The 26,206-nt window shown below is 70.0% G+C and carries 23 protein-coding genes; 14 read left to right on the top strand and 9 right to left on the bottom strand.

What is annotated here, in order from left to right; all coding sequences use genetic code 11:
• The first annotated feature begins 145 nt into the window (after positions 1–145).
• The 7 genes from SSP08S_RS49385 (at position 146) to SSP08S_RS49355 (ending at position 10,840) form a co-directional block, all read left to right on the top strand.
• On the top strand, positions 146–1,852 hold the full coding sequence (locus SSP08S_RS49385) for a phosphate ABC transporter substrate-binding protein PstS (RefSeq protein ID WP_019075075.1): 1,707 nt from the start codon (positions 146–148) through the stop codon (positions 1,850–1,852).
• A gap of 110 nt (positions 1,853–1,962) precedes the next feature.
• Entirely contained in the window at positions 1,963–4,563 is a 2,601-nt protein-coding gene (locus SSP08S_RS57625; protein WP_019075074.1) for a hypothetical protein, read from the top strand.
• Between the two features lie 172 nt (positions 4,564–4,735).
• Positions 4,736–6,730 (top strand): Ig-like domain repeat protein, encoded by a 1,995-nt coding sequence (locus SSP08S_RS58590; protein ID WP_078532823.1) that lies wholly within the window; start codon positions 4,736–4,738, stop codon positions 6,728–6,730.
• Between the two features lie 85 nt (positions 6,731–6,815).
• Complete coding sequence (locus SSP08S_RS49370; RefSeq protein WP_019075072.1) at positions 6,816–7,742, top strand: sortase; 927 nt, start codon at positions 6,816–6,818, stop codon at positions 7,740–7,742.
• Positions 7,743–7,758: 16 nt separating this feature from the next.
• The gene (locus tag SSP08S_RS49365; protein ID WP_019075071.1) at positions 7,759–8,583 is read left to right on the top strand and encodes a phosphate ABC transporter ATP-binding protein; all 825 of its coding nucleotides are present in this window, start codon (positions 7,759–7,761) and stop codon (positions 8,581–8,583) included.
• A 79-nt stretch (positions 8,584–8,662) separates the two neighbouring features.
• The gene (locus SSP08S_RS49360; RefSeq protein ID WP_019075070.1) at positions 8,663–9,766 is read left to right on the top strand and encodes an acyltransferase family protein; all 1,104 of its coding nucleotides are present in this window, start codon (positions 8,663–8,665) and stop codon (positions 9,764–9,766) included.
• Positions 9,767–9,955: 189 nt separating this feature from the next.
• The gene (locus tag SSP08S_RS49355) at positions 9,956–10,840 is read left to right on the top strand and encodes a calcium-binding protein (protein ID WP_026179491.1); all 885 of its coding nucleotides are present in this window, start codon (positions 9,956–9,958) and stop codon (positions 10,838–10,840) included.
• A 25-nt stretch (positions 10,841–10,865) separates the two neighbouring features.
• Here the strand turns inward: SSP08S_RS49355 and SSP08S_RS49350 are convergent, their stop codons facing one another.
• Entirely contained in the window at positions 10,866–11,390 is a 525-nt protein-coding gene (locus tag SSP08S_RS49350) for a hypothetical protein (RefSeq protein ID WP_245608118.1), read from the bottom strand.
• 226 nt (positions 11,391–11,616) lie between these two features.
• On the opposite strand from SSP08S_RS49350, the gene SSP08S_RS49345 reads away from it, so the two are divergent.
• Positions 11,617–13,569 (top strand): YncE family protein, encoded by a 1,953-nt coding sequence (locus SSP08S_RS49345; RefSeq protein ID WP_019075067.1) that lies wholly within the window; start codon positions 11,617–11,619, stop codon positions 13,567–13,569.
• Positions 13,570–13,587: 18 nt separating this feature from the next.
• On the opposite strand, the gene SSP08S_RS49340 is transcribed toward SSP08S_RS49345, so the two are convergent.
• Together SSP08S_RS49340 and SSP08S_RS49335 are read right to left on the bottom strand one after the other, a co-directional pair.
• Positions 13,588–14,754: a sensor histidine kinase gene (locus SSP08S_RS49340; RefSeq protein WP_026179489.1), complete on the bottom strand. Its 1,167-nt coding sequence runs from the start codon at positions 14,752–14,754 to the stop codon at positions 13,588–13,590.
• Between the two features lie 77 nt (positions 14,755–14,831).
• The gene (locus SSP08S_RS49335) at positions 14,832–15,488 is read right to left on the bottom strand and encodes a TetR family transcriptional regulator (protein ID WP_019075065.1); all 657 of its coding nucleotides are present in this window, start codon (positions 15,486–15,488) and stop codon (positions 14,832–14,834) included.
• A gap of 139 nt (positions 15,489–15,627) precedes the next feature.
• Here SSP08S_RS49335 and SSP08S_RS49330 point away from each other — a divergent pair, with 139 nt between their 5' ends.
• On the top strand, positions 15,628–17,163 hold the full coding sequence (locus SSP08S_RS49330) for an FAD-dependent monooxygenase (protein ID WP_019075064.1): 1,536 nt from the start codon (positions 15,628–15,630) through the stop codon (positions 17,161–17,163).
• 10 nt (positions 17,164–17,173) lie between these two features.
• Positions 17,174–17,548: a DUF6479 family protein gene (locus tag SSP08S_RS49325; RefSeq protein WP_019075063.1), complete on the top strand. Its 375-nt coding sequence runs from the start codon at positions 17,174–17,176 to the stop codon at positions 17,546–17,548.
• Positions 17,549–17,575: 27 nt separating this feature from the next.
• On the opposite strand, the gene SSP08S_RS49320 is transcribed toward SSP08S_RS49325, so the two are convergent.
• Entirely contained in the window at positions 17,576–18,091 is a 516-nt protein-coding gene (locus SSP08S_RS49320) for a DUF7144 family membrane protein (protein ID WP_019075062.1), read from the bottom strand.
• A gap of 165 nt (positions 18,092–18,256) precedes the next feature.
• Between SSP08S_RS49320 and SSP08S_RS49315 the strand changes: the two genes are divergently transcribed.
• Positions 18,257–18,754: a hypothetical protein gene (locus SSP08S_RS49315; protein WP_019075061.1), complete on the top strand. Its 498-nt coding sequence runs from the start codon at positions 18,257–18,259 to the stop codon at positions 18,752–18,754.
• Positions 18,755–18,782: 28 nt separating this feature from the next.
• On the opposite strand, the gene SSP08S_RS49310 is transcribed toward SSP08S_RS49315, so the two are convergent.
• The 3 genes from SSP08S_RS49310 to SSP08S_RS49300 all read right to left on the bottom strand — a co-directional run bounded on the left by SSP08S_RS49310 (position 18,783) and on the right by SSP08S_RS49300 (position 20,589).
• Positions 18,783–19,478: a DUF6445 family protein gene (locus SSP08S_RS49310; RefSeq protein WP_026179488.1), complete on the bottom strand. Its 696-nt coding sequence runs from the start codon at positions 19,476–19,478 to the stop codon at positions 18,783–18,785.
• Between the two features lie 78 nt (positions 19,479–19,556).
• Positions 19,557–20,048, bottom strand: coding sequence for a hypothetical protein (locus tag SSP08S_RS49305; protein WP_019075059.1), 492 nt, complete (start codon positions 20,046–20,048; stop codon positions 19,557–19,559).
• A 13-nt stretch (positions 20,049–20,061) separates the two neighbouring features.
• Entirely contained in the window at positions 20,062–20,589 is a 528-nt protein-coding gene (locus SSP08S_RS49300) for a DUF1062 domain-containing protein (RefSeq protein ID WP_078532825.1), read from the bottom strand.
• A gap of 297 nt (positions 20,590–20,886) precedes the next feature.
• On the opposite strand from SSP08S_RS49300, the gene SSP08S_RS49295 reads away from it, so the two are divergent.
• Together SSP08S_RS49295 and SSP08S_RS49290 are read left to right on the top strand one after the other, a co-directional pair.
• Positions 20,887–21,360 carry a carboxymuconolactone decarboxylase family protein gene (locus SSP08S_RS49295; RefSeq protein WP_019075057.1) on the top strand — a complete coding sequence of 158 codons (474 nt, stop codon included), beginning with the start codon at positions 20,887–20,889 and terminating at the stop codon, positions 21,358–21,360.
• 199 nt (positions 21,361–21,559) lie between these two features.
• On the top strand, positions 21,560–22,288 hold the full coding sequence (locus SSP08S_RS49290) for a DUF4142 domain-containing protein (RefSeq protein ID WP_019075056.1): 729 nt from the start codon (positions 21,560–21,562) through the stop codon (positions 22,286–22,288).
• Positions 22,289–22,305: 17 nt separating this feature from the next.
• On the opposite strand, the gene SSP08S_RS49285 is transcribed toward SSP08S_RS49290, so the two are convergent.
• Entirely contained in the window at positions 22,306–23,967 is a 1,662-nt protein-coding gene (locus tag SSP08S_RS49285) for a glycoside hydrolase family 13 protein (RefSeq protein WP_019075055.1), read from the bottom strand.
• Between the two features lie 160 nt (positions 23,968–24,127).
• Between SSP08S_RS49285 and SSP08S_RS49280 the strand changes: the two genes are divergently transcribed.
• A complete protein-coding gene (locus SSP08S_RS49280) occupies positions 24,128–25,078 on the top strand; it encodes an LAETG motif-containing sortase-dependent surface protein (protein ID WP_026179487.1) in 951 nt (316 codons plus the stop codon).
• Between the two features lie 92 nt (positions 25,079–25,170).
• Here the strand turns inward: SSP08S_RS49280 and SSP08S_RS49275 are convergent, their stop codons facing one another.
• A complete protein-coding gene (locus SSP08S_RS49275) occupies positions 25,171–26,199 on the bottom strand; it encodes a S1C family serine protease (RefSeq protein WP_245608117.1) in 1,029 nt (342 codons plus the stop codon).
• Between the last annotated feature and the right edge of the window lie 7 nt (positions 26,200–26,206).

Raw genomic sequence — 26,206 nt, 5'->3', positions numbered from 1 at the left:
ACGGAAACGACGAACTACGCGCGGCCGCCGACGGCGAACCCGCCCCACAGGGGCCACCCGCACCCGACGACGCAACTGTCACGGGTGGTGCGGGTGGGAACGAAAACCCCGCCACCCACCAGCCCGCACCCGGAGAGACCGACTGATGCCCAGCCACCTCACCGCCCCTCTCCGCCGCCTACGGGCACTGGGAACCCTGGCCGCGATCATGACCACCCTCACCGCCCTACTGGCAGGGCCACTCGCCGGCCCCGCCGCCGCCGACAGTTACACCCCCATCTCCGGCGCCGGCTCCACCTGGGCGGAGAACGCCGTCGACGAATGGCGCCGCGCGGTCAACCAGTACGGCATGCGGATCAGTTACGCGGGCACCGGCTCCTCCGACGGACGGCGCCAATTCCTCAGCGGGACCGTCGACTTCGCGGTGTCGGACATCCCGTTCCAGACCCACCCCACCGACGGCAGCGCCGCGGAACGCCCCGGCTCGGGGTCGTACGCCTACATGCCGATCGTGGCCGGCGGCACGGTGTTCATGTACCACCTGACCGTCAACGGCAAGCGGGTCACCAACCTCCGCCTCTCCGGCGCGGTGGTCACCAAGATCTTCACGGGGGCGGTCAAGACCTGGGACGACCCGGTGATCAAGGCCGACAACCCAGGGCTCCAACTCCCGCACCGCACCATCGTCCCCGTCGTCCGCTCGGACGGCTCCGGCTCCACCGCCCAGTTCACGATGTGGATGGCGGCCCAGCACAAGTCCCTCTGGAACGCGTACTGCGCGAAGGTCGGCCGCTCGGGCGCCTGCGGCCAGACCTCGTACTACCCGACCGTCTCCGGCATGATCGCCCAGTCCGGCGACCTCGGCGTGGCCGGCTACATCGCCCAGAACTACGGCGAGGGCGCGATCGGTTACGTCAACTACTCCTACGCCCTCAACGCGCACTATCCGGTCGCCAAGGTCCTCAACCACGCGGGCTACTACACCGAGCCGACCCCGAAGAACGTCGCGGTCTCGCTTCTCAAGGCGAAGATCAACACGAACAAGAGCTCGGCCGACTACCTCACCCAGCAGCTCAACGGCGTCTACAACGACACCGACAAGCGCAACTACCCGCTCTCCAGCTACTCGTACATGATCCTGCCGCTGAAGGTGCAGGGCACGTTCACGAAGGACAAGGGCAAGACGCTGGGCGCCTTCTCCTACTACTTCATGTGCCAGGGCCAGCAACAGGCTCCGTCGCTCGGCTACTCACCCCTCCCGATCAACCTGGTGAAGGCGGGCTTCGACCAGATCAAGCGCATCCCCGGCGTGCGAGCACAGAACATCAACATCAAGAACTGCAACAACCCGACCTTCACCACCGACGGCCGCAACAAGCTGGCGGAGACGGCGCCTTACCCCTCGCCCTGCGACAAACAGGGCGCGACGGCCTGCACGACGGGCAGCGGCGGCGCGAAGTCCTCAACGAGCAACGGCAGTTCGGGCGGCGGCACCACGTCCGGCGGCAGCACGGGCGGCACCACGACGGGCGGCACAGGTACCACCACAACCGGCGGCACCGGCGGCTCCGCACAACCCTCCGTAGACCCCGACACCGGCCAGACCCTCACCTCGGGCGGAACAGGAACCGCGTCCGGCGGAACCGGCACGGCAGCGGCAGCCGCGGCGGACGGCACGATCTCCCTGGCCCAGCCGGTAGCGGTCTCCACCGAACACGGCTGGACCACCACCCAGACCCTGATGCTCCTGGCAGCCACCCTGATCCTGGGCCTCCTGCTGCTCCCCTCGATCGCCTCCCGCCTGATCACGTCCCGCACCAACGACCGCCAGGACGAGGGGAGTTCACGATGACAAGCCTGCCCAACGCCCCGCAGCCGCCGACGGCGAACGAGCCCCACAGGGGCCACCCGCACCCGACAACGAAATCCGCACGGGCGGTGCGGGTGGGAAATCGGGGGGCGATGGCGAAGCCGAGGCTGCTGGTCCGCCTCATCGCCGGCGCAGCCATCGGCGCCCTCGCCGGCCTCGCCGTAGGACAGTCCGCCCCACCCGCCACAGCCGCGCCGGCAACCACGAGCGTCACCGTCTCCGGCCGGGGCGAGTTCAAGGACATGAAGTTCACCGTCGACCAGACCACCCACCTCACCAGCCAAGCGGTGACGGTGAGTTGGACCGGCGGCACCCCGACGACCTTCGCGGGCACGCAGTTCAACACCGACTTCGTACAGATCATGCAGTGCTGGGGCGACGACGACGGCACGGTCCCCGCCAACCCCGGCCCGTCCCGCACCCAGTGCCAGTACGGCGCCTCCCCTACCACGGACCGCAGCAGCTGGCCGGGCAACGGCCAGGACGACACCCGGCAGATCTTCTACAGCGCCGACCCCACCAACTACGGCCAGGACAACCGCTACGGCGCCGCCAACCCGAACGCCCCCGGCGAGGTCCCCTTCAAGTCGGTGGACGGCACGACGATCACCACGAACACCCAGAACAACAAGTTCTTCAGCCGCAACACCACCAACGAGGTCGACTTCGCCCGCACCGGCGCCGACGGCACCGGCAAGGAGTTCTTCGAGGTCCAGACGGCCAACGAGGCACCCCACCTCGGCTGCGGCACGCCCGTCACCACCAACGGCGTGACCCGGCCCCGTTCCTGCTGGCTGGTGATCGTCCCGCAGGGTCATCTGGACCTGGACGGAAAGCCGTACGCGGACAAGAGCCAGGTCAACGCCGGCTCCCCGGTCTCCTCGACCAACTGGCAGAACCGGATCGCGGTCAAGCTGGACTTCAACAGCGTGGGCACCAACTGCCCCCTGGGCGCCGACGAACGCCCCACCACCGGCAGCGAGTTGGTGGCGGACGCGATGACCAGCTGGCAGGCGAAGCTCTGTTCGGCGGGCAAGGTGTACAGCTACACCGAGTTCGGCGAACCGGACACCCGGTCCCGGCTGATCGCGGACGGTTCGACGGGCCTCGCGTTCACCACCCGCAGGCTCGGCGCCGACCCGGGCACGACAGCGCCGTCGGGTACGACGACGTACGCGCCGGTCGCCCTCTCCGGAGCCGTCATCGGCTTCACGATCGAACGCAGATCCTCGTCCGGGGCACCGGCGTCCGAGGAGAGACTCGACGGCACCAAGGTCGAGTCCATCAAGCTGAACGCCCGCCTGGTCGCCAAGCTGCTCACCGAGTCGTACCGCAGCTCCACCTGGGGTTCGGTCATCAGCGGCACGGCGGCCAAGGGGTACGGCTGGGCGCGGAAGAACCCGTCCGGGCTCGCCACCGATCCCGAATTCATCGCGCTGAACCCGGAGTTCGCCTACCTGTCGGTCGCCGAGACCCCGGCCACCGACACCGATCTGCTGACCTCGCTCGGCCACTCCGACAGCGCCCGCGCGATCTGGCGGTGGATCCTCGCCGACAAGGACGCCCGGCGGTTCCTCGCCGGTGTCCCCGACGACGACGGCATGCGGGTCAACCCGTACTACAGCACCAACGCGGACCTGAACCCGACCGGCACCGCCTTCGACCCGTCGAACACCGACGACTATCCGAAGAGCGACCCGTGGTGCACGATCCCGCCCGGCTCGGGCGCACCCGCGACGAACAAGCAGTGCATGATCGACTTCCACCCCTATGTGGAGGACATGCACGCCGGCGCCCTGCACGCCCGCCGCGCGGACACCCTGTGGAAGTCCACCTGGGACCCGCTGGCGACCCCGCCGGCGTACAAGAACTCCGGCCCGCAGATCGTCGGTTCGCGCTTCGTCATCACCATCACCGACGCGGCCTCCGCCGCCCGCTACGGCCTGCAGACCGCCCAGTTGCAGAACAGCGCGGGCAAGTACGTGGCCCCGACCGCGGCCGCCCTGACCGCGGCGGCCGCGACCGCCACGGGCTCCGGCGTCCCCGAGGTCACGCCCGCGAACGCCACGGCGAAGGGCGCGTATCCGCTGACCGAGCTGGTGTACGCGGCGGTGCGGCCCGGCCAGGTGAGCAAGGCCGCCCGCCAGGACTACGCGGCGCTGCTGCGGTACGCCTCCGGCGCGGGCCAGACGCAGGGGGCCGATCCGGGTCGGCTGCCCTACGGCTACGCGCCGCTCACGGTGAAGCTGCGCGCCCAGGCCGGCGTGGCGGCGGACACGCTCGTCGCGTACACCGGGCCGAAGTCCACGGCGGGCGGCGGCTCGGCCGCCGGGGGTACGTCCACCTCGGGTGACGGTGCGGGTGGCTCCGCCGGGAGTACCGGTGGGACTACGGGCGGCGCCGGTACGGGTGCCGGTGGCGTCGGCGCGAGCGCCTCGCCGGGCGCGTCGGCGTCGGCGTCGTACGACGGAGGTCAGGCCGTCGCGACCACGGCGGCGGGGACGACGCCTGCCGACCCCGCGAGTCCGCTGCGCTATGCCGTGCCGGTGGGTGCCGCGCTCGGCGCTGTGGCCGGGGTGGGCGCGCCCTTCGCCGGCGGGGGGCGGTTGTCAATTGCCTCAGTACAGACGGTAGTTCGTCGGCTGCGGGCACGTCGTGGCTGGTCGCGCCCACGCGGCGGAGCCGCAAATTAACACAGCCCCGCGCCCCTAAAAACCTGCAGTCGCGGAGACGCAAGTGCTCCCCCATGAACGGCCGTCCGCCCCGAAAGGCAGTCGGGGCGGACGGCTCGCACCACCCTCTCAGATCCACCCGTTCCAACCAGCTCCACCCGACGTCACCTCGCACACCTTCTGGAGAACCGCAATGCGCAGAATGCGCCTCTCGGCGGCCATGGTCGCCGCCGCCGTGGTGTCCGGCACGCTGGCTCTGGCGAGCCCGGCGTCCGCCGACCCGACCCCCGCCGGGACCTTCCGCCAGCTCGTCGGTGTCGGCTCGGACACCACTCAGGACGTGACCAACGCCCTGGCCGGTGACACCGTCAACGGCACCAGCTACTCCGCGACCGGCGTGAAGTCGGTGAACGGCGCGGGCATCGCGTCCTACGACGCGATCGAGCCGGGCACCGGCGCCCTCGGCACCAAGATCACCACCCGCTCCGGCGGCACGACCTTCCTGCGCCCGAACGGCTCCGGCGGCGGCCGCACCGCCCTGAGCGAGTCGCTCACCGGCGACCTGGACTCGTCCGGTGCCTCGGTCAAGGGCCAGGTCGACTTCGCCCGCTCCTCCGGCGGTCCGTCCAGCTCCGGCACCGCGTTCACCTACATCCCGATGGCGCGGGACGCGGTCGGCGTCGCGGTCAAGGGCTCGGGCCTGGACACCCTGACCGTGAAGCAGCTGCACGACATCTACATCGGCCAGCTGAAAGTGGTGAACGGCCAGACCGTGCACCCGAAGATCCCGCAGCAGAACTCCGGCACCCGCAAGTTCTTCCTGAACGCGATCGGCGTGGCCGACCTCGACGTCGCCGCGAGCGTCACCGTCGTCCAGGAGAACCAGGCCAACCCGGCCCTCACCGAGGACGGTGCGCTCGTCCCGTTCTCCGTCGGTTCCTGGATCGCCCAGAACAACGGTGTCTCCCCCGACTACAGCAAGACGGCGGCGGCCGCCGGCGGTCACCTGGCCTCCGTGCAGCTGCCGGGCGACGACGGTGCCACCAGCCCGGTCACCACGGTGAACGGCAAGCTGGCCCCGGTCAACGCCTACTACGAGAACGCGACGTTCGGCCGTGACGTCTACAACGTCGTGCCGAGCCGGGCGATCGACCCGACCAGCATCTTCTACGACAAGGACCTGTACGACGTCTTCGTCACCAGCGGCAGCCACACCGCGCAGCTGGCGTCGGACGCCGCCGAGTCCGTCATCGCCAAGTTCGGCTTCGTCAACGAGTCCTACAACGGCTCCATCTCCCTCACCAGGCACGCCAAGCTCGGCGGCCTGGAGGAGTCCAGCACCTTCGACCACTCGGCGCCGAACGCGCCCGCCCTGAAGTCCGCCGTCGGCGACGCGAGCCTCAAGCTCAGCTGGACCCCGAACCACATCGTCCCGGCCATGCCGGTCACCGACTACCGGATCACGCTGTTCGACGCGGACGGCGCCGTCGTCGCCAACAAGGACGTCGCGACCTCCACCACGTCGTACTCCTTCACCGGTCTGGCCATCGGCACCTACACCGCCACGGTCACCGCCAACAACGTCAACGGCACCGGCGCAGCGGCCAGTTGGACCGGCGCCGTCAAGTACGCGAGCACCACCAAGGCGACCACCGCCACCACCGCGTACGGCACGACCCCGAAGGTCGCGGTCACCGTGACCGGCACGCACGGTGTCGTCCCCAGCGGCAAGGTCACCGTGAAGGACGGCTCGACGGTCGTCGGCACCGGCACGCTGAACAGCTCCGGCAAGGTCACCGTCAACGTGTCGAACCACCTCAAGGTCGCCACGCACAGCCTGACCGTCTCCTACGCCGGCGCCACCAAGCTCAACGCGTCCTCGGCGACCGTCTCCCTGAAGATCACCAAGGCCAACCCGACGGTCACCAAGACCGCGCCCGCCTCGATCTCCCACACCGCCCGCGCGAAGGTCACCGTCAAGGTCACCGCGACCGGCACCACGCCGACCGGCACCGTCCGCGTCTACGAGGGCAGCCGGATCATCGCGACCGGCACGCTGAGCGGCGGCAAGGTCACCCTCACCCTGCCGAGGCTGAGCCGGGGCACGCACACCCTGCACGCCTACTACGCGGGCTCGACCACGGTGAACACCAAGTCCGGCGCCAACTTCACCATCAAGTCCACCTGATCCACGACCAGTCGACCGTGCGGCCGGGGAGACCTCACCGTCTCCCCGGCGGCCACCGACCGAACCGCGAAGGAGGCGGGCCGCCGTGACCGTCGCCACTCCCGTCAGGCCCGCTCCGGCCGTGCCGCGCACCCTCGTCCGGAGCGTCCGCGGCGTGCGGAGCGTCACCGCCGTCCGCCATCTCTCCCGCGGCGGCCTGCTCAGCCTCGCCGCCCTTCTGCTCGGCATCACCGCGCAGCTGCTCGTGTTCAGCGGCGCCCAGGAACACTCCGCGCAGCACGCCGCGTTCGACGAGCTGCGCGGTCAACTCGCCCTGGGCACCGCCCCGGTGTCCCAGACCGACCAGCAGGGCAAGCTCCTCGCGCCCGGCACCCCGGTCGCCCTGCTCCGCGTCCCGTCCCTGGGCCTGAGCCAGGTCGTCCTGGAGGGCACCGACTCCGCCGTCCTGACCGACGGTCCCGGCCACCGCCGCGACACCCCGTTCCCCGGCCAGTCCGGCACCAGCGTGCTGATGGGCCGGGCGGCGGCCTACGGCGGCCCGTTCGGGCGGCTGGCCGAGCTGCGCGCCGGAGTCACGTTCACCGTGACCACCGGTCAGGGCACGGCGAGGTACCAGGTCACCGACGTCCGCCGGGCCGGCGACCCGGCGCCCGCCGCACTTGCTGCCGGTCAGGGCCGCCTCGTCCTGGTCACCGCCACCGGCCCGCACTTCATGCCGGCCGGCGTCCTGCGCGTCGACGCCGACCTGGTCTCGACCGCCTTCCAGACCCCGGCCGCGGTGATCCGCTCCGGCACCCTGCCGGACTCCGAAGAACCCCTCGCCCGTCCCGACGGCGTGCCGTGGCCGCTGGTGATGTGGCTCCAGGCGCTGCTGCTGGCCGCCGTAGCGGCCGTATGGGCCTGGCACCGCTGGGGCCGTCACCAGACGTGGATCGTCTTCGCCCCGCTCGTCGCGGTCCTGGGTCTCCAGGTCGCCACGCGCACCACCGAACTGCTGCCGAACCTGCTGTGAACCGAGGGAACCCGACATGACCGTGACCGACACCGCCGTCCTCCCCGCCGTCGACCCGACGGCCGCCCCCGCGACCCTCGAAGCCCGTGCCGTCTCGGCCTGGTTCGGCACCCACCAGGTGCTCGGCCAGGTGTCGCTGACCATGCCCGCGGGCCAGGTCAGCGCGTTGATCGGCCCGTCCGGCTGCGGCAAGTCGACGTTCCTGCGCACCCTCAACCGGATGCACGAGCTGATCCCGTCGGCGGCCTTCGGCGGCGAGGTGCTCTTCGAGGGCGAGGACATCTACGACGCCTCCTGGCGGCTGACGGACGCCCGCCGCCGTATCGGCATGGTCTTCCAGAAGCCGAACCCGTTCCCCGCGATGTCGATCTACGACAACGTGGTGGCCGGTCTGCGCCTGACGGGCACGCGGGTGAGCCGTCGCGAGAAGGACGAGCTGGTCGAGGAGTCGCTGACCCGCGCGGGCCTGTGGAAGGAGGTGCGCGACCGGCTGCGGCAGCCCGGCGGCGCGCTCTCCGGCGGCCAGCAGCAGCGGCTGTGCATCGCCCGCGCGCTCGCCGTACGGCCCCGGGTGCTGCTCATGGACGAGCCGTGCTCGGCGCTCGACCCGACCTCCACCCGCCGGGTCGAGGAGACCGTCCACGAACTGGCCGGGCAGGTCACCGTGGTGATCGTCACCCACAACATGCAGCAGGCCGCCCGCGTCTCCCAGCAGTGCGCGTTCTTCCTCGCCGAACAGGGCACCCCCGGCGGAATCGTGGAGGCCGGCGCCACCGACGACGTCTTCGGCTCCCCGCAGGACTCCCGGACGGCGGACTATGTGGCGGGCCGCTTCGGCTGAGCGTCCCGCGTGCACCATGTGTCACGCGCGTCACACGAAAGAGGGGTTTGGATCGCCGGAGGGCGGTGAGGCGAGCGGGATGCGCGCTTCTCCCACCGCCTCCGCCGAGACCCCCGTACCACCGTCCGCCGCCGCCGTCGGCGCGCCGGAGCCCGTCCCCGGGAAGCAGCGCGACCCCTTCTTCGACAACGCCAAGTACCTCGCGATCGTCCTGGTGGCGATCGGCCACTCCTGGGAGCCGCTGCGCTCCGGCAGCCGTAGCGTCACCGCGCTGTACACGCTCGTGTACGCGGTGCACATGCCGGCGTTCATCGTCATCTCCGGCTATTTCTCCCGGAGTTTCCGCGCCACCCCGCCGCAGATCCGGCGGCTGCTCACGGGAATCGTCGTGCCGTACATCGTCTTCGAGACGGCGTACACGCTCTTCACCCGCTGGACGGACCACCAACCCGACCGCGCGATCAGCCTGTTGGACCCGCTGTATCTGACGTGGTTCCTGGCGGCCCTGTTCGTCTGGCGCCTCACCACACCGATCTGGAACCACGTCCGCCACCCGCTGCCCCTCGCCCTCGCGATCGCGATGCTGGCGACGCTCTCCCCCTCCATCGGCAACGACCTCGATCTGCAACGCGTGTTGCAGTTCCTCCCGTACTTCGTGCTCGGTCTCTCCCTGAAGCCGGAACACTTCCAGCTCGTACGGCGGCCCGAGGTACGGCAGTTGGCGGTCCCGGTGTTCCTGTGCGCTCTCGCGGTGGCCTATTGGTCGGTCCCGCGCTTCGACTACTCCTGGCTCTTCCACAACGCGAGCGCGGAGCAACTCGGCGCGCCCGACTGGGAAGGGCCGCTGATGACACTGGCCCTGTTCGCCGTCTCCACCGTCCTGGTCGTCTGCTTCCTCGCCTGGGTGCCGCGCCGCCGCACCTGGTTCACCTCCCTCGGCGCGGGCACGCTCTACGGTTATCTCCTCCACGGGTTCGTCGCGCAGGGCGCCAAGTCCTGGGGCTGGTACGGCCCTTCGTGGGTCCAGGGCCCGCTCGGCGAGCTCACGGTGACGGTGGTCGCCGCCGCCGTGGTGACCGCGCTGTGCGCACCGCCCGTCCGCCGGGCCTTCCGCTTCGCGATGGAACCGGAGATGCGGTGGGCGTTCCGCCGTGACGCGACGGAACTGGCCCGTGCCTCATAGCGAGGGTTGTCATTGATCAGCGGGCCAGTTCATGAATTCGCGCTGAATCACGGCTGACGTTTCGCGCCGGGGCAACTCCCGTACGAAAAAGGGCACAACCAAGCCCCGGAAGGGCGGGTCGTACGCGGTGTCGGAATTCGAATTCCTCGGAATCCGCCAACTCCCCTTACGTTTCACGGAGGTTGTGCGATGTCCACTCGTTCTGTCAGTCGCCTAGTGGCCCTGGCCTTCGGCATGGCCCTGGCCGCTCCGCTGCTCCTCGCCGGAACTGCGGGAGCGGCCACCGCTCCGGCCACCGCCGCGCTCGGCAACGGCGGCAACGAGGTCCTGTACACGGCCGCCGCCGGGCAGGCCAACAAGGCGGTCGTCACCGCGACGCACACGACCGGCACCGACAAGATCACGTACGTCATCGACGACGTCGTCACCATCAAGCCCGGCACCGGCTGCGCGTACCCCACCGCCGCGGACCACACCAAGGTCTCCTGCACGGTCACCATGCAGGACAGCCAGGACCCCTACCCCACCGTGCAGTTGACGCTCGGCGACGGCAACGACACCGTCACGTACCACAACAGGACGTCCCAGACGTACTACTTCGCCTCGACCGACCTGGGCGCCGGCAACGACAAGTACACCGAGGACGGCGGCGTCGACGGCAACTACGTCTCGGGCGGCACCGGCAACGACACGATCACCCTCGGCAAGTACTCCGTGGGCTGGGGCGACAACGGCAACGACACCCTCCACGGCGGCGTCGAGACCATCGCCCAGGGCGGCGCGGGCAACGACACGATCACCACCGTGGGCGCGGCGGCCGACGGCGGCGCGGGCAACGACGTCATCACCGGCGGCGCGGGCGGCCAGAGCCTGACCGGCGACGCCGGAAACGACCGCATCAGCGGCGGCGCCGGCAACGACTTCATCTACGGCGGCACGGGCAACGACGTCCTCTACGGCAACGCCGGCGCCGACACGATCTACGGCAACTCCGGCAACGACACCCTGTGGGGCGGCACCGGCACGGACGTCCTGTCGGGCGGACCGGGCCACAACTCCGTCCACCAGAACTGACGCACGCCGGCAGCGGAGGCCCGGCTCAGGGCGTGGTGTAACCGACCACGGCCCTGGCCGGGAAGCGGAACGCGTCGTCGTACACCGTGGACTGCTCGACGGTGACGTCGACGCTCGTGCCGTTGGCAGCCGTGGAGTGGTACACCCAGGCGGGGGCGCGCAACGGCGAACCGCACAGCCCGGCCGGCAGCGCGATCTCGGGGTCGGCGTCCGCGTGCGTCCCGTACTCCTTGTCGAACAGGGCCTTCCCCTCCGGGAGGATGCCCGCGCGGTGCAGGTAGTCCTTTGTCAGCCCGCTCGTGAACGTGACCTCGGCGCTGCCGTTGTGTGTGTAGTAGTGAACGTCGGACGCGCCGGTAGGGATCGTCGCGCCCCCGGCGGTGATCACCCCCGGCAGCTTCAGGTCGCTCCCGTCACAGGCCCGCGGATCCCCGAACGGATGGAGCAACTCGTCCCGGTACAGCCAGGCACCGCCCCCACCGACCGCCACGAGCACCAGCGCACCGACCCCCAGCCACACCCACACCCGCCGCCCGGCCGCAGCACTCATCAACGCCCCCTCGTCATGGTGAGAGCGAGCCTCCCAAACACCTCGCGTACACGACAACCCGATAACCCCTTTCCCACCTGTCACAGGCATGCCATACGCTGCGCATGGCAGCCGCGCCCCGCGCGTCACCGCGTCTCTCATCCGCGGTCACGTCCGGGTGTTGCGCGGCGCTCTCAACTCCCGGTCTCCTGACCGGTTTTCCTTGTGGGGGGAACAGCACGTGCGGATGCGCAGCATCTCCACCGCGACAGCGCTCGCGGTTCTTTTCGGCTCGGCGGCGCTCAGCGTCGTAGCGACGGGGACGGCCTCGGCCGCCACCGCCAACATCACCTCGCCCGGCGGGCTCGTCGCGGACGAGGCCGTCAAGCGGGTCTTCGTCGGCGACACCTCGGCCGGAACGGTCACGGCCACCGACTACTCGGGCAACGTCCTCGCCTCCGTGGGCGGCATCGGCTCGGTCACCGGCCTGACCGTCTCCGAGGACGGGGCCACCGTGTACGCGGCGGTGCAGAACACGCACGAGATCGTGGCGATCGACGCGGCCACCCTCGACGTCAAGACCCGCTACGCGATACCCACCGACACCGGCCCGCGCCACATCGCCTTCTCCGGCGGCAAGGTGTGGTTCACCTACGGCGACCAGTGGGACGGCGACCTCGGTTCCGTGGACCCGACGGTGGACCCGGCGGGCGGCACCGACCCGGTGACGATGGCGCAGTTCCCGACCGAGGGCACCTCCATCGGCATCTGGGGCCAGGCCCTGCTGGACACCGACCCGCTGCGGCCCGGCGTACTGGCCATCGGCGAGACCGGCATCTCCACCGACTCCATGGCCGTGGTCGACGTATCGAGCGGCACGCCCGCGCTCACCGCCTGGTACGACGGCGACTACACCCTGAACAACGGCATCGGTGACATCGACCTCGTCGCGGGCGCCGACCGGGTGCTGGTCAACGGCCATCTCCTGGACGCTTACGCGGACGGCAAGTTCAGCCAGTCCGGCACCCTCCCGGCGACGGGCCAGCAGGCCGACGTCGCCCGCAGCGGACAGATCGCCCAGGTCGACGGCAACAAGATCACGACGTACCGGCCGAGCGCGACGAAGGCCATCCGTACGTACACCGTCGGTTCCTACGGCACGGCCGACCTGACGTGGGCCCCCGACTCCTCGCGCATCTTCGCGCTGGTCGGGACGTCCAACGGCAAGTACAGCCTCAAGGTGCTGACCGACCCGGACAAGAACGTCCCGACCCTCACGGTCAACGCCCCCTCCTCGGCGACCCGCGCCAAGAAGCTCACCGTCACCGGCAAGCTCTCGTCCACGGTCGCGTTGCCCGCCGGGGTGAAGCTGCAGGTCACGCGGACCGACCTGGAGTCCCCGAAGGGCAAGGCGCTGCCCGCCGTCACGGTCCAGTCCAACGGCACGTACTCCTTCGCGGACACCCCGCCGGCCGGCGGCACGGTCACCTACAAGGTGACCTACGCCGGCGACGCCGGGCACGCTGCGGTCAGCGCCTCCGACAAGGTCTCCGTGTCCCGCGCGGCCACCGGCCTGAGCCTGAACAACAACGGCAAGCTGTACTCGTACGGCGCCGACGTGAAGTTCACCGCGCACCTCGGCAAGACCTACAAGAACCGCACGGTCTCGATCTACGCGGACCCCTTCGGCGCCGACAAGCCGAAGAAGCTGGTCAAGACCGGCAAGGTCAACTCCAGCGGCAACCTCACGGTGACCGTGGACATGACCCGCGACACGGCCGTCTCCGCGGTCTTCGCCGGTGACGCCCGCTACGCGTCCAAGACCGTGAAGGTCAACGCGTACGCCAAGGTCAAGATCTCCACCGCGATCACCAAGCACTACAAGACGGCGAAGATCGGCTCGACGTCGTACTACTGGTTCCACAAGAACTCGGCGCCGATCGTCACCACGACGATGACCTACTACCCCAACCGCGAGGAGCGGCTCGACCTTCAGGTCTACTACGAGGGCCACTGGTACGACTCCGACTCGGAGTACTTCGGCCTCGGCACGAACGGCAAGGTCGCGGTGAACCTCGGCGCACCCGGCCAGTCCGGCATCAAGGCCCGCATCAGGGCCGCGTACATCAACGGTTCGTCCGGCGACAGCGTCAACTCGACGACGTACAGCGGCTGGAAGTACCTCTACTTCTCCAACTAGCCGTCAGCTGAAGCCTGTTCACCAGGTATAGGGCAGCTCCGCCGCGACGACCGTGGGTCCTCCGGCGGGGCTGCTCACGTTCGCGGTCCCGTCGAGGGCGGCGATACGGCGGCGCAGACCGAGCAGTCCGGTGCCGCCGGCCTCCTCGGCACCGCCCTTTCCCTCGTCCCGTACGCACACCCTCAGCCCGTGCGGCACCCGGGCGAGCCGGACCTCCGCGCGGTCCGAGCCGCTGTGCTTGACCGCGTTGGTGAGCGCCTCGGCGACCAGGAAGTACGCGGCGGCCTCGACCGCGGCCGGAGCACGCGGCCCCGTCGCCAACTCCTCCACATCCAGGGCGACCTGGAGCCCACTGCCGGCGGCGAGCGCCTGTACGGCACCGGCGAGCCCGCGGTCGGTGAGGATCGGCGGGTGGATACCGCGCACGACGTGCCGCAACTCCGTCAGCGCCTCCTCCGCCTGGTCCTGCGCCTGCGCGAGCAGCCGCCGGGCGGCCTCCGGATCACCGCCGCCGTCCCGGTCGTAGGCCCGCTTCGCCAGTCCGATCCGCATGGACAGCGCCACCAGCCGGGCCTGCGTCCCGTCGTGCAGGTCCCGCTCGATACGCCGTAGTTCGGCCTCGTGCGCGGCGATCACTCCGGCCCGGGTCTCGGCGAGCTCCTCGACGCGCTCGGTGAGCAGCGCCTTCGGCGACGGCTTCAGCAGGGCGGCCGACCAGCGCGCGTCGAGGTCCGCGAGCCGCTCGATCAGCGGCAGGACCAGCGCCCGACGCCGCAACAGCCCGCACCACACACCGTCCACGGGCAGTCCTACGATCCACAGCGGGACGGCGAGCAGTCCGAGCAGACCGTACGCGTACTGGGCGAGCATCCAGCGCAGGTCCCGGGACGTGCCGGGATCGCGCACCGCCGCGACGAACCGCTCCCGCAGCGGCCGTCCGTCCAGCGGCCCGTACGCCTCCGCGATCTCCCGCCCGCTCCACCCGGCGACCTGCCGCCGCCTGGCGCCCGCGATCCGGCGCACCAGCAGCACCGCCTCGGGCAGCATCCAGGCACCGACCACGAACAGCGTGCCCATGGTCGCGATCAGCAGCACGGTGACGAAGAGATACGTCCCGAGGGTCATGGCCACACCTCTGGCCAGTTGAACCGTCGCCCGCGTCGCCTGCCGCACTGTCGTACCCATGCTCACCAGGCTGGCACCGGATTCCGGGCGGCGCGGGAGAGCAGGGTGCCGAATGGAGGGTGTAGCCAACTACACCATCAGCCGCCTCCCGTCCCGGCCGGGAACACCGTGTCCAGGCCGGTCATGAGCTGGCCGTACGCGCGCTCCGCCTCGGCGACGGCGTCGTCGTAGGCCTCGTCGGCGGTGCGGCCCGCGGCCATCGTCCGCCAGTTCTCCATGCCGAGTTCCTGCTGGACGACGATCAGGTGGGTGGCGGCGAGGCGTCTGGTGAGCGGGGTGGAGTCGGCGACGTCCGGGAGAGCTTCGGCGAGGGCGTCGATCTCCTGGCTGCGGTAGCGCTGCACCAGACCGGTCTGGAGGCTCGGGGTGCCGTAGAGCAGGTCCATGAAGCTGAGCACGTCGGGGTGGTCGTTCAGGCCGGTGATCGGGTCGCGGGCGGCGAGGCGGTCCAGGAAGTGGGCACGCAGGGCGGCCGTGGGGGTCAGGCCGGGCGGGCGTTCGCGTACGACGCGGGCCGCTTCGCCGAGGTGGTCGGCGAAGCGGTGCAGGACCAGGTCCTCCTTCGCCGGGAAGTACCGGAACAGGGTGGCCTTGGAGACCTCGGCCGCCGCCGCGACCTCGACGACCGACACCTCGTCGAAGCCCTTTTCGCGGAAGAGGCGCAGGGCTTCGTGCGCGATGAGGTTCCGGGTGCGTTCTTTCTTGCGCTCGCGGAGGCCGGGGAGTTCGTCCATGCGAGCCACACTACCAGACAATGAGACCGAGAATCAAATGAGACCGGAGATGGAGTGAAGTCGAGAATCTTCTGAGACTCGGTTGCATTTTCTTTCGGTTCGGTGTTCCCTTGAAGCCACGACGACGAGAGGGATCGCGATGACCGACGACGTACTGGTCGTGGGCGCCGGGCCGACCGGCCTCACGCTCGCCATCGAGCTGGCCCGGCGCGGTGTGGGGGTGCGGATCGTGGACGCGGCGCCGGCCCCGCACCGGGAGTCCCGGGGCAAGGGCCTGCAGCCGCGCACCCTGGAGGTCCTGGAGGACGTGGGCGGCACCGAGCGCGCGCTCGCGATCGGGACGACGCGACTGCCGTTCCGCAAATACTTCGACGGCGCGCACGTCAACGACACCGACCCGTTCGCGGACGCCCTCCCCACGCCGGACGCGCCGTACGAGCGGGGGGTGCTCATAGGGCAGTGGCAGGTGGAGCAGATCCTGCGCGAGCGGCTCGCGGAGTTCGGGGTCGGTGTCCAACTCGGCACGGAGGTGGTCGAGTTCGAGCAGGACACGGACGGAGTCACGGCCGTCCTCGCCGACGGGGAGCGCATCCGGGCCGGCTACCTGGTGGGCTGCGACGGCGGGCGCAGCCGGGTGCGCAAGGCGATGGGGGTGCGCTTCGACGGCACGACCGAGGAGACGCAGTCGATGGTCGTCGGGGACGTGGAGGCCGAGGGGCTGGGCCGGGACGTGTGGCACCAGTGGTTCACGTCGGAAGGCGGCGGGGTGGCGCTGTGCCCCATGCCCGGCACGGACTCCTTCCAGCTCCAGGCAAGTCCCGAACTCGACGCGAGCGGCGAGCCGTTGCCGCCCTCACTGGAGAGCTTCCAGCGGCTCTTCGACCGGTACGCGCGCGTGCCCGGCGTCACGCTGAAGAACCCGACCTGGCTGTCCGTCTGGCGGGTCAATGTCCGCATGGTCGACCGGATGCGGGTCGGCCGGGTCCTGCTCGCCGGGGACGCGGCCCATGTCCATCCGATCGCGGGCGGGCTCGGTATGAACACCGGTATCCAGGACGCCTACAACCTGGGCTGGAAGCTGGCCCTCGCGGCCACCGGGCAGGCCGGTCCCGGGCTCCTGGACACATACGAGGAGGAGCGTCTTCCGGTGGCGGCCTGGACGCTGGGGGTCTCCAGCGACCTGTATGCCCAGGTGCTCGAAAGGGTCAAGGAACCAGGCACGGGTATCGAGGTCGCCGCTCCGCCGCCCATGGGTACCGGCTACCCGTGGAGTTCGCTCGCGGGTCCGGCCGGTCCGGCCGTGGGCCCGGTCGGCGACCCCGCCGTCCTGCGTCCGGGCGACCGCGCGCCCGACGCCCCCTGCCTCGACGCGTCAGGTCATCCGGTCCGGCTTTTCGAGGTGTACGCCGACCCGCGGTTCACGCTGCTCGGTTTCGGCGCCGAGGTCGCGGACGCCGTGGGCAAGTTGGCGGTCGAGCACGACGGCCTGCTGCAGGGGTTCACGGTGGACGACGACCTGCGCGATCACGAGGGGCACGCCCGGCGGGCGTACGGGATCACCGGCCCGGGTCTCGTGCTGATCCGCCCCGACAACCACGTGGCGCTGTTCACCCGGGACCCCGCCGAGGTCACCGCTTGTCTCGCGCGGATAGTCACAATCACTCCCAAAGAGTGATACTCGGAGTATGAGCACGGCAGCGTACGAACTGCTGGCCGCGTCGTCGCACAACACGCTCGACGTGGGCGCAGCCTTTCTCGGTGGCCTGCTGATCGCAGGCGCGCTGGTCTGGGCCATACATTTCGGTATGAAGGTCCGGGACCAGGAACTTCCGCGGCCGCTCCCCGAGGAGCAGCCCCACCTTCCCGCCACCGGCGCCGTCCATGAGATGCGCGAGATGCGGGAACCCGACGAGATGCCCGTCGCCTCGGAGGAGAAGGAACGGCTGATGCCGTACCAGCTCCATCACTCCGGAAGCCGCACGGGAAAGAACCAGAGCCGGCAGCGCTGGCTGCCCGGAAGGAGCGGTTCCTTCGGCGGGGGCGGCATCGGACACGTCTGACCCGCCCGCCGCTCCGGCTGTCGATCGTTACTGGCGCGCCCCGGAGGTCTTCGGGTCGTAGACGGCCAGTGCCCAGATGACGAACACATCGACCGCGATCATGATGACCGACCAGATCGGGGCGTACGGCAGGAACATGAACTGGAGGATCGCGCTGAGGCTCGCGAGGACGATGCCGCAGACGCGGGCCCAGCTCATGCCCTTGAGGATGCCCAGGCCGGTGGCCACGCCCACGGCGCCCAGGCAGAGGAGGATCACGCCCCAGCCGGTGAGGTTGATGCTGTACACGTAGCTGCCGACGCGCGTGTAGACGTCGTCCTTGGCGAGTGCGGAGATGCCCTGGAGGATGGCGATGACACCGTTCATCAGCATCAGGACACCGGCGAAGACGGCACCGCCGGCAGCGAGCCCGCCACCGGACGGGGGCGGCCCGTAGCCGCGGGTGCCGGGTGCCTGACCGGCGTCGTTCCAGACCGGGGGTTTCTCCTCACCGCCGGCGGACGTCGAGTGCGGCTGCTGCGTCGAGTGCGGCTGCTGCGTCATGGCGATGCCCCACCTCTCTGTGGTGTGTGGTGCTTCGACCATCCGGCCGAGAGGCGCCCTCCACCAGGGGGGTTACGCCGTCCGGGTGAGCCCGGCATGCGGGCGCACGGCAACGGACCTTCACTTGAGGGACAGCCCGGGAAAGCGGCGACTCATGGAGGCGACATGGCGTGGCACAGGGGAGGCGCGAAACTGACGGCGGTCGCAGCCGTCACCCTCACCGCCCTCACCGCCATCACCGGCCTGACCGGTTGTTCCGACGACAGCAGTCCCTCCTCCGTCGCGAGCAAGGCGGCGTCCGCCGTCGCGTCCATCGGATCGCAGGCCACGGCTGCCATCGCGTCGGCGACCGCCGAGGCGGGCCGCCGACTCGACGAGGTGAAGAACGGCGTCGACGCCAAGGACGCGGTGAAGCTGGGCACGCCGACCACGGACTCGGCAGGACGCAGCACCGTCGGGGTCACCGCCGACAACACGGCCGGCTCGACCAAGTCCTTCGCCGTACAGGTCGAGTTCAAGGACACGAGCGGGAATCTGCTCGACACCGTGGTCGTCACCGTCTCCGACGTCCCGGCCGGAAAGTCCGGCACGGCGACCGCCCGCAGCAACCGCAAACTGTCGGGCGACGTGAAGGCGGAAACCGGAACGGCGCTGCGCTACTGACTGCGCTGGTGGGAGTGGGTTGGCCGGGTCAGGCCATCCAGAAGAAGACGGCGGTCATCCGCTTCTCCTCCAGGGTGCTGCCGTAGTAACCGGTGGCGCTGTGCACGAGGTTGGCGTGGTAGAGCAGCAGACTGTTGTACTTGTGGGGCACGCGCACGTCCTCCTCGAACGCGTCCGGCGCCACGAACCGCGTGCCCAACGCCTCGACGAGGTTGTTGTGCGGAGCCTGCACGACGTTGCCGCCGAGCCGTCCGCCGGGCAGATGCTGCCGGTAGAAACTGGTCCCGCAGTCCTTGGGCACGGACGGATTCAGATACAGCACGGCGGCGTACCGGCACAGCGACCGCGAGTCGGTGTGGGGCCGGGGTTCGCTCTCGCCCTCCCCCACGACCTGGATGCAGTTGTGGTTGAGCGTCCCGCCCCCGGGCGCCTTCTGCACCCACAACTCCTTGGCCCCGGTGGCCTGTTTCACCAGCCGCTCGATCCGCCCCAGTTCGGCCGGCTCAAGCCCCGGCATGGTCCGCAGCCCCGGCCAGGTCTCCGAGGTGTACGGATACCCCTTCACCCAGTCGTCCTTCTCGAGACACCGTTCCCGTACGGCGTCGACATCCGGAAGGACGTCATTCAGCACCCAGTAGTCACGGCCCTTGGTGGGCTTGCGATAGGGCAGCACGGGGAGGGGCGCCTGACGGGCCCGCTGGGGGTGTGGGGGGAGTGGTGGCATGGGGCCGAACGTATAGCGGGGGTTCGCCAACGCTGTGCCATGCACCGGTCAACATTCCGTCAACGGAAGGGCGTTGACCTACTCCTGGCCTTCCGCCTCCGCGGTGAACAACTCCTCCGCGTGGTCGACCGTGCCGGCACGGTCGAGCCAGTCACCGAGGGCCTGGTCCAGTGCGTCCAGCATGGCGTCGCATTCGGGGCTGTTGGCGTGTGTCAGCGCGGAGAACGCGGCCATCGCGGGATGCTTCGCCGCGCTCCGCACGTCCGTGATCATCGGGAGGTTGTCCGGCCCGACGACGAGGGGGCACGTGCGCTGGACCGTCCAGCCACGCGTACCGCAGTCGAACGGACCGGCCGCCCACTTGGCCGTGGCCCGGTCACGGCAGACCACGAGCAGCAGCACCGGCAGCTTGTACTTCGACTGGAGATACGCGACGCAGTACGCCCAGCTCTGCTCCTTCCTCTCGTCCCGCCGCTCCTGTGCCTCGACGGCGAGCAGGAAGTCCTCGCCGTCGGACGGACAGATCCGCAGTGCCGTCCGCGCCCGTAGAACCCGCCAGGCAGGCCCCACGGGCGCAGCAGCGTCAGCGTTTCAGGGTGAACGTGAAGTTGTCCGAGACCCTGTCGTTGAGGCGGGCGGTCGAGACCAACCGGCCCTCCGTGATGAGGCGTTCGACCTCGGCCCGGGGCAGGGCGCAGCCCTCCGCGATCAGTCGGGCCGGGCGGATCGGGATCCGGGCCGTGAAGCGGACCGCGATGTCGATCGCCTCGCGGTCCAGGTGGTCCGATCCGCCCGTGTCGAGACGCCACGCGCCGGACCAGTCGAGGGCGATGCGGTTACGGCGCTGCAGGGCGGGGTCCTGGAGCAACTCCGCTGTCAGAGCGAGGTCGTTGGCGTGTAGGCCGGCCAGCAGTTCCGGTCGTATGGAGCGTACGTTCGCCCGTTCCATGACCGTGAGTTTCGCCGTGTCCCCGCACCTCGTGCAGAGGATCAGGAGCCAGACGTCCAGCAGTTTGTGGTGGGCGTTGACGCGGAACTTGCCGCTTGCTTGGAAGTGTCCGGCCCCGCACGCATGGCAGCGGCGGCGGACGAGTGGCAGGCAGGTGGGCATGACCACCCAGGTTTCGAGCACAGGAGTACACCGGTTCCAGTGAGAAGACCGCAGCAAAAAGGAGCGCGGCGCAACAGCGCGACGCGCGACGATTCAGCACTCGGGGGGTCTCACACGGTGTACAACGGCACGTCCTTGCCCAGACGACTCGGTCGGGCAGCACGGTAGAGGGAGAGAGAGCCGAAGCTCCACCGGTTTTCGCGCGCCGCTCCCTGTACGTGTCACATTCGCGGCGCCCGTTTCGTCAGTCCTGTGCAAGCAACGGCAACGAAACAACGAACCGCAGAGGAGCCCACCATGGGTGCCCGACTCAACGCCTTCACCAGCCCCGTCGCCGGCAAGGCCCTGAAGCACTTCATCGCGGCGGGCAAGGTCATCGAGGACTCGCCGCTGCCCGCCGCCACGCAGGAGCTGGTGAAGATCCGGGCGAGTCAGATCAACGGGTGCGGGTTCTGCACCGACATGCACACCAAGGACGCCGCGGCGGCCGGCGAGACGTCGGTGCGGCTGAACCTCGTCGCGGTGTGGCGCGAGGCCACCGTGTTCACCGACGCGGAGCGCGCCGCGCTCGAACTCGCCGAGGAGGGCACCCGGATCGCGGACGCGGCCGGCGGGGTGAGCGACGAGGTGTGGGGGAACGCCGCGAAGCACTACGACGACGAGCAGCTCATGGCCCTCGTCTCACTGATCGCCCTCATCAACAGCTTCAACCGCATGAACGTCATGCTCACGATGCCGGCCGGCGACTACCAGCCCGGTCAGTTCAACTAGCCCCGACCCAGCCGGAATCGGGGCGCCGAACCGGAGGCATCACCCGCCACTTGTGACGCGCCCCACTCGGGCTTTACCAAAACCAAAGACTTCGAGCGCTTCCCCGATCCGTACTCCCCACTGTCCGTACCGCCGACGGGCGGTCCACGACACAGGAGGTACGGTGCGCTTTTCGCGGAACGCGACGGGAACGATGGTTGTGGGGGGTGCCCTCAGCCTGACCCTCGTCGCCCTCGCCTATCCGGCAATGCTGGGCGTCAACACGGTCTCCAGCTCGCCCTCACGTGTGATCGCCAACACGCAGTGGGGGCCGCTGACCGAGGCCGACCGCGACTTCGTGGTCAAGGTGCGCGCGGCAGGGCTGTGGGAGTACCCCGTCGGCCAGATGGGACTGAAGAAGGGGGCGAGCCCGGCGGTCATCACCGCGAGCAAGCACCTCATCGACGGGCACGCGGCGCTGGACTCCACCGTCCGCAAGATCGCACCCATGCTCAACATCACGATCCCGAACCAGCCCAGCCCGCAGCAGCAGGGGTTCATCAACACCCTGAACGGCGACAGCGGCAAGCAGTTCGACACGGACTTCGCCAACATCCTGCGGGTCACGCACGGTTCGATCTTCGCCACCATCGCCAAGATCCGCGGGACGACCGAGAACACCCTGGTGCGGGTCCTGGCCAACCAGGCCAACGCGACGGTCCTGGACCACATCACGGTGATGGAGGACACCGGCCTGGTCAACTTCAGCCAGGTCCTCTTCCAGGAGACGACCCCGCCGAAGCTGCCGGCCGTGGACCTGACCCCGCCGCCCCCGGCCGCGGGCGCGCCGGAGGTCGTCCTCACCCCGCCGGTGAACAGCACCACCCAACCGCCGGTCCTGCCGGGCGAGGCCTCACCCAGCGCCAGCCAGACCCCGACCGTGGGGTGAGTGCACCGCAGCGTGCGCTACGCCCCCAGCCACACGGTCGTGTCCGGAGCCAGCAGCCCCAACTGCCCCTCGCCCGCCGCCGGTTCGCTGCTCAGCAGCACCTCCCCCGGCGGCAGGGCGACCGGCTCCGCCGACAGGTTGGTGACACACCGCCAGCCCTCGGAGCGCGTGAAGTGCAGCGCTCCGGGCGGGCTGTCCGCGGCCCAGGTCAGCGACTCCCCCTCGAGCAGCTTGCGGCGCAGCCGCAGGGCCTTGCGGTAGAACTCCAGGGTCGAGCCCTCGCTCCCGTCCTGTGCCTCGACGGCGTACGACGCGAAGCTCGCCGGCTGCGGCAGCCACGCGGGGCCGGACCCGAAGCCGTACGACGGACCGGTCGTGGTCCACGGCAGGGGGACCCGGCAGCCGTCGCGGCCCTTGTGGGTGTGGCCCTGTTGTTCCCAGATGGGGTCCTGGAGGACCTCGACGGGCAGGTCGGCGACCTCGGGCAGTCCGAGTTCCTCGCCCTGGTAGACGTACGACGATCCGGGCAGCGCCAGCATCAGCAGGGTCGCGGCGCGGGCGCGGCGCAGGCCGGCCGTCGTGTCGACGGGTGGCGTGCGGCCGTCGGACAGCAGCCAGGTGTTCGGGTCGGTGCCCCTCGGCAGCATCAGGCGCGAGGCGTGGCGTACGACGTCGTGGTTGGAGAGCACCCAGGTGGCGGAGGCGCCCGCCGCGTGGGCCGTGGCGAGCGAGCCGGTGATCACCTCGCGCAGTTCGTCCGCGTCCCAACCGGCCTCCAGGTACTCGAAGTTGAAGGCCTGGCCGAGTTCGTCGGGGCGGGCGTAGAGGGCGCGGCGGGCGGCCGGTACCCAGGCCTCGGCGACCGCCATGCGGGGCGGGGTGTAGGTGTCGAAGACGCTGCGGCGCCAGTCGCGGTAGATCTCGTGGACCTCGTCGCGGTCGTAGTAGGGGTGGGTGCCTGGCGGGAGGGAGTCCAGGACTGCCTCGGAGTTGGCCGCGAGCGGGCCGATGTCCCGCAACGGCTCGCCGAGGTCCTTCACCAGCGCGTGGGCCACGTCGACGCGGAAACCGTCGACGCCCCGGTCGGACCAGAAGCGGAGCGTGGTGCGGAAGTCGGCCCGTACCTCCTCGTTGTCCCAGTTGAGGTCGGGCTGTTCGGGGGTGAAGAGGTGCAAGTACCACTGTCCGTCGGGGAGTTGCTTCCACGCGCTGCCACCGAAGACGGACGGCCAGTCGGTGGGCGGGAGTTGACCGCCGTCGCCGCGCCCGTCCCGGAACACGTACCGGTCGCGGGCGGCGGAACCGGGACCGGCCGCCAGCGCTTCCTGGAACCAACTGTGGAGGTGCGAGGTGTGGTTGGGCACGATGTCGACCATGACCTTCAGGCCCAGCCGGTGTGCTTCGGCGACCATCGCGTCGAAGTCGTCGAGGGTGCCGAGGCGCGGGTCGACGTCGCGGTAGTCGGCGACGTCGTAGCCGCCGTCGGCGAGTTCGGACGGGTAGAAGGGGCTGAGCCAGAGGGCGTCGACGCCCAGGGCGGCGAGGTGGGTGAGCCGCCCGGTGATGCCCCTCAGGTCCCCGAGTCCGTCGCCGTCGGCGTCGGCGAAACTGCGCGGATACACCTGGTACACAACGGCCTGACGCCACCAGTTCGGGTCACGGGAGGACAGGTCGGACACGTGGTCTCCTTATGAATTCCCTCTACACCGAGGCGAGTTGACAGTCTTCTTCCGGTGGACCCACGATGTGCACACGCTGTGGCGCATGTGACCAATGGGCCCAGTGCTTCTCGCGTTGATCCACACCCTCCACACCCTGTACACGCCAGATGGGATCAGTATGTCCATAGCCAGTCGTGTCACCGTGCGCCGCCTGTTGGGGACGGGCGCCGCCTCCCTCGCCCTCGCCGCGGCCTCCGTAGCCGCCGCGTCCGGCGCCTGGGCCACCGGGGGGCACGGCGGCGGCGGTGACGGCTGGGAATCGGGCGGCCACTACAAGCCCGGTTCCGGTGCGGGCACGGTCACCGAGACCGAGGGCTGCCAGTTCTCGCTGGACGGCACCAGCTTCTTCCCCTCCGTCAAGGTCGACGACCAGAACCTGAAGCCCACCGACGACGGCAAGGTCCACATCAAGGTCCGCACCGCGGGCGACGCGTCCACCTGCACCGCCTCGCTCGCCTCGTACATCGCGCACGGCCCGACCTTCGCCACCTCCGGCCAGCAGGTCTTCGTCGACTTCGACACGGTCACCGTGAAGAAGGGCCAGACCGACTCGCTCGACATCGCGGTGCCGGACGAGGGCTGCTTCGCGCAGATCGACCTCTACCGCGGCGCGGTCAAGTTCGACGGCAACCCGGCCGCCGGCGACGGCCTCGTCCACGGCGACCTGCCCAAGGGCCCCGACCACACGGTCATCAAGGACAAGCTGATCGCGGCCTGGAACGGCGGCACGAAGGACTGCACGACCACCGAGTCCCAGCCCCCGTCCCCGTCCGCCCCGGCGTCGGTCCCCCCGTCGGCCCCGGAGTCCACCCCGCCGGCCGACGAGTCCTCGACCCCGACCCCCAGCGCCTCCGAGTCGGCCACGCCGTCCGACAACCCGACCCCGGTCGCTTCCGGTTCGAGCAGCGCCCCGGCGGCGGCCCCCTCGCCCAACGGTGGCGGCGGAGACCTCGCCGAGACCGGTGGCGGCAGCAACACCGGCGCGATCGTCGGCGGCGCGGCGGCCCTGCTGGCCGGCGGCGGGGCGATCGTGGTGGCTACGCGTCGCCGCCGGGCGACGCACTCGTAACCGCCCCTTCCCTCTCCACGACCCCCGCCGCCCGCAGCAGCCGCAAGGCCTGTGGGACGGCGGGGTCGTTCATTCCGGCGGGCGCCGGGGCCCTACTTGGCCGGCAGCACCACGTTGGTGTTCCACGGGTCCTCGAACTGCTTGTTCACGTCCTGGGCGTTGAAGGTGTAGACACCGTCGACCGCCAGCTTCTCGCCGGGTGCCGCGGACTGCAGTACGTCGCACACGTCGCTGACCTGTGCGGTCGGCGCTCCCTTGATCGCGGTGATGACATCACCGGATTCGAGACGGGCCTTCTCCGCCGGGGAGTTGGCCGTCGTGCTGGCGACGAACACTCCCTGGACCCCGTCCTGGAGGAGGCGTTCCTGGTTCTGCCGCATGGCCTGCTGATCGCGCGGCTCGGAGTAGATGTAGGGCAGATTGGGGTCGTTCAGGGAGTAGAGCATCCATCCGGCGTTGTTCTTGGTGTCTCCCGCGGCCAGCGAGTCGAGCATCGAGCGCACATGGTCGCCGGAGATCGAGTAGTACTGCCCCTGCGCCTCGTCGTTGCCCAGGGTGTTCACCCCGACCACCTTTCCGTCGCTGTCGAGCAACGGCCCGCCGGAATTGCCGTGGTTGAGGGTCGCGGAGTGCTGGATGGTGGACGCGTAGTGCGGAAGTGACGGGCTCGGATCGGCGGGCACGTCCGTCGACTGCACGGTGCCCGCGGTGTAGATGGCCTTCTGCGTGGCGGGGTTCTCGAAGGAACCCGGATAGCCGATGGCCGTGACCTCGTCCGTGGTCTTCACATCGGCACTGCTGCCGAACTCGAGCTCCTTCAAGTCGCTCTGCGGAGAGGCGAGTTCGAGGACGGCCACGTCTTCGCAGGGATCGCTGCCCAGCACCCGGGCGGCCACCGGTTCCTTGTTGTCGATGCCCACCTTCACGGCGGCCCCGCCCTCCACCACATGCGCGTTGGTGACGATGAGGCCCTGGTCGGCGTCGTAGATGAAGCCGGTGCCGAGAGCCAGACCGTAGCCCGTGGTCACGATCACATGGACCGTCGCCGGCGCGGCGTCCTCGTACAGTTCCTGCGGCGACGGATCGTCTGCCGGCACGGCATGTGCCGAGGTAGCGCTCATGGCGAAC

Source organism: Streptomyces hokutonensis, assembly GCF_000376565.1.
Lineage (GTDB): Bacteria > Actinomycetota > Actinomycetes > Streptomycetales > Streptomycetaceae > Streptomyces > Streptomyces hokutonensis.
The sequence above is the reverse complement of the archived record's forward strand: the minus strand, read 5'-3'. Positions and strand labels throughout refer to the sequence as shown.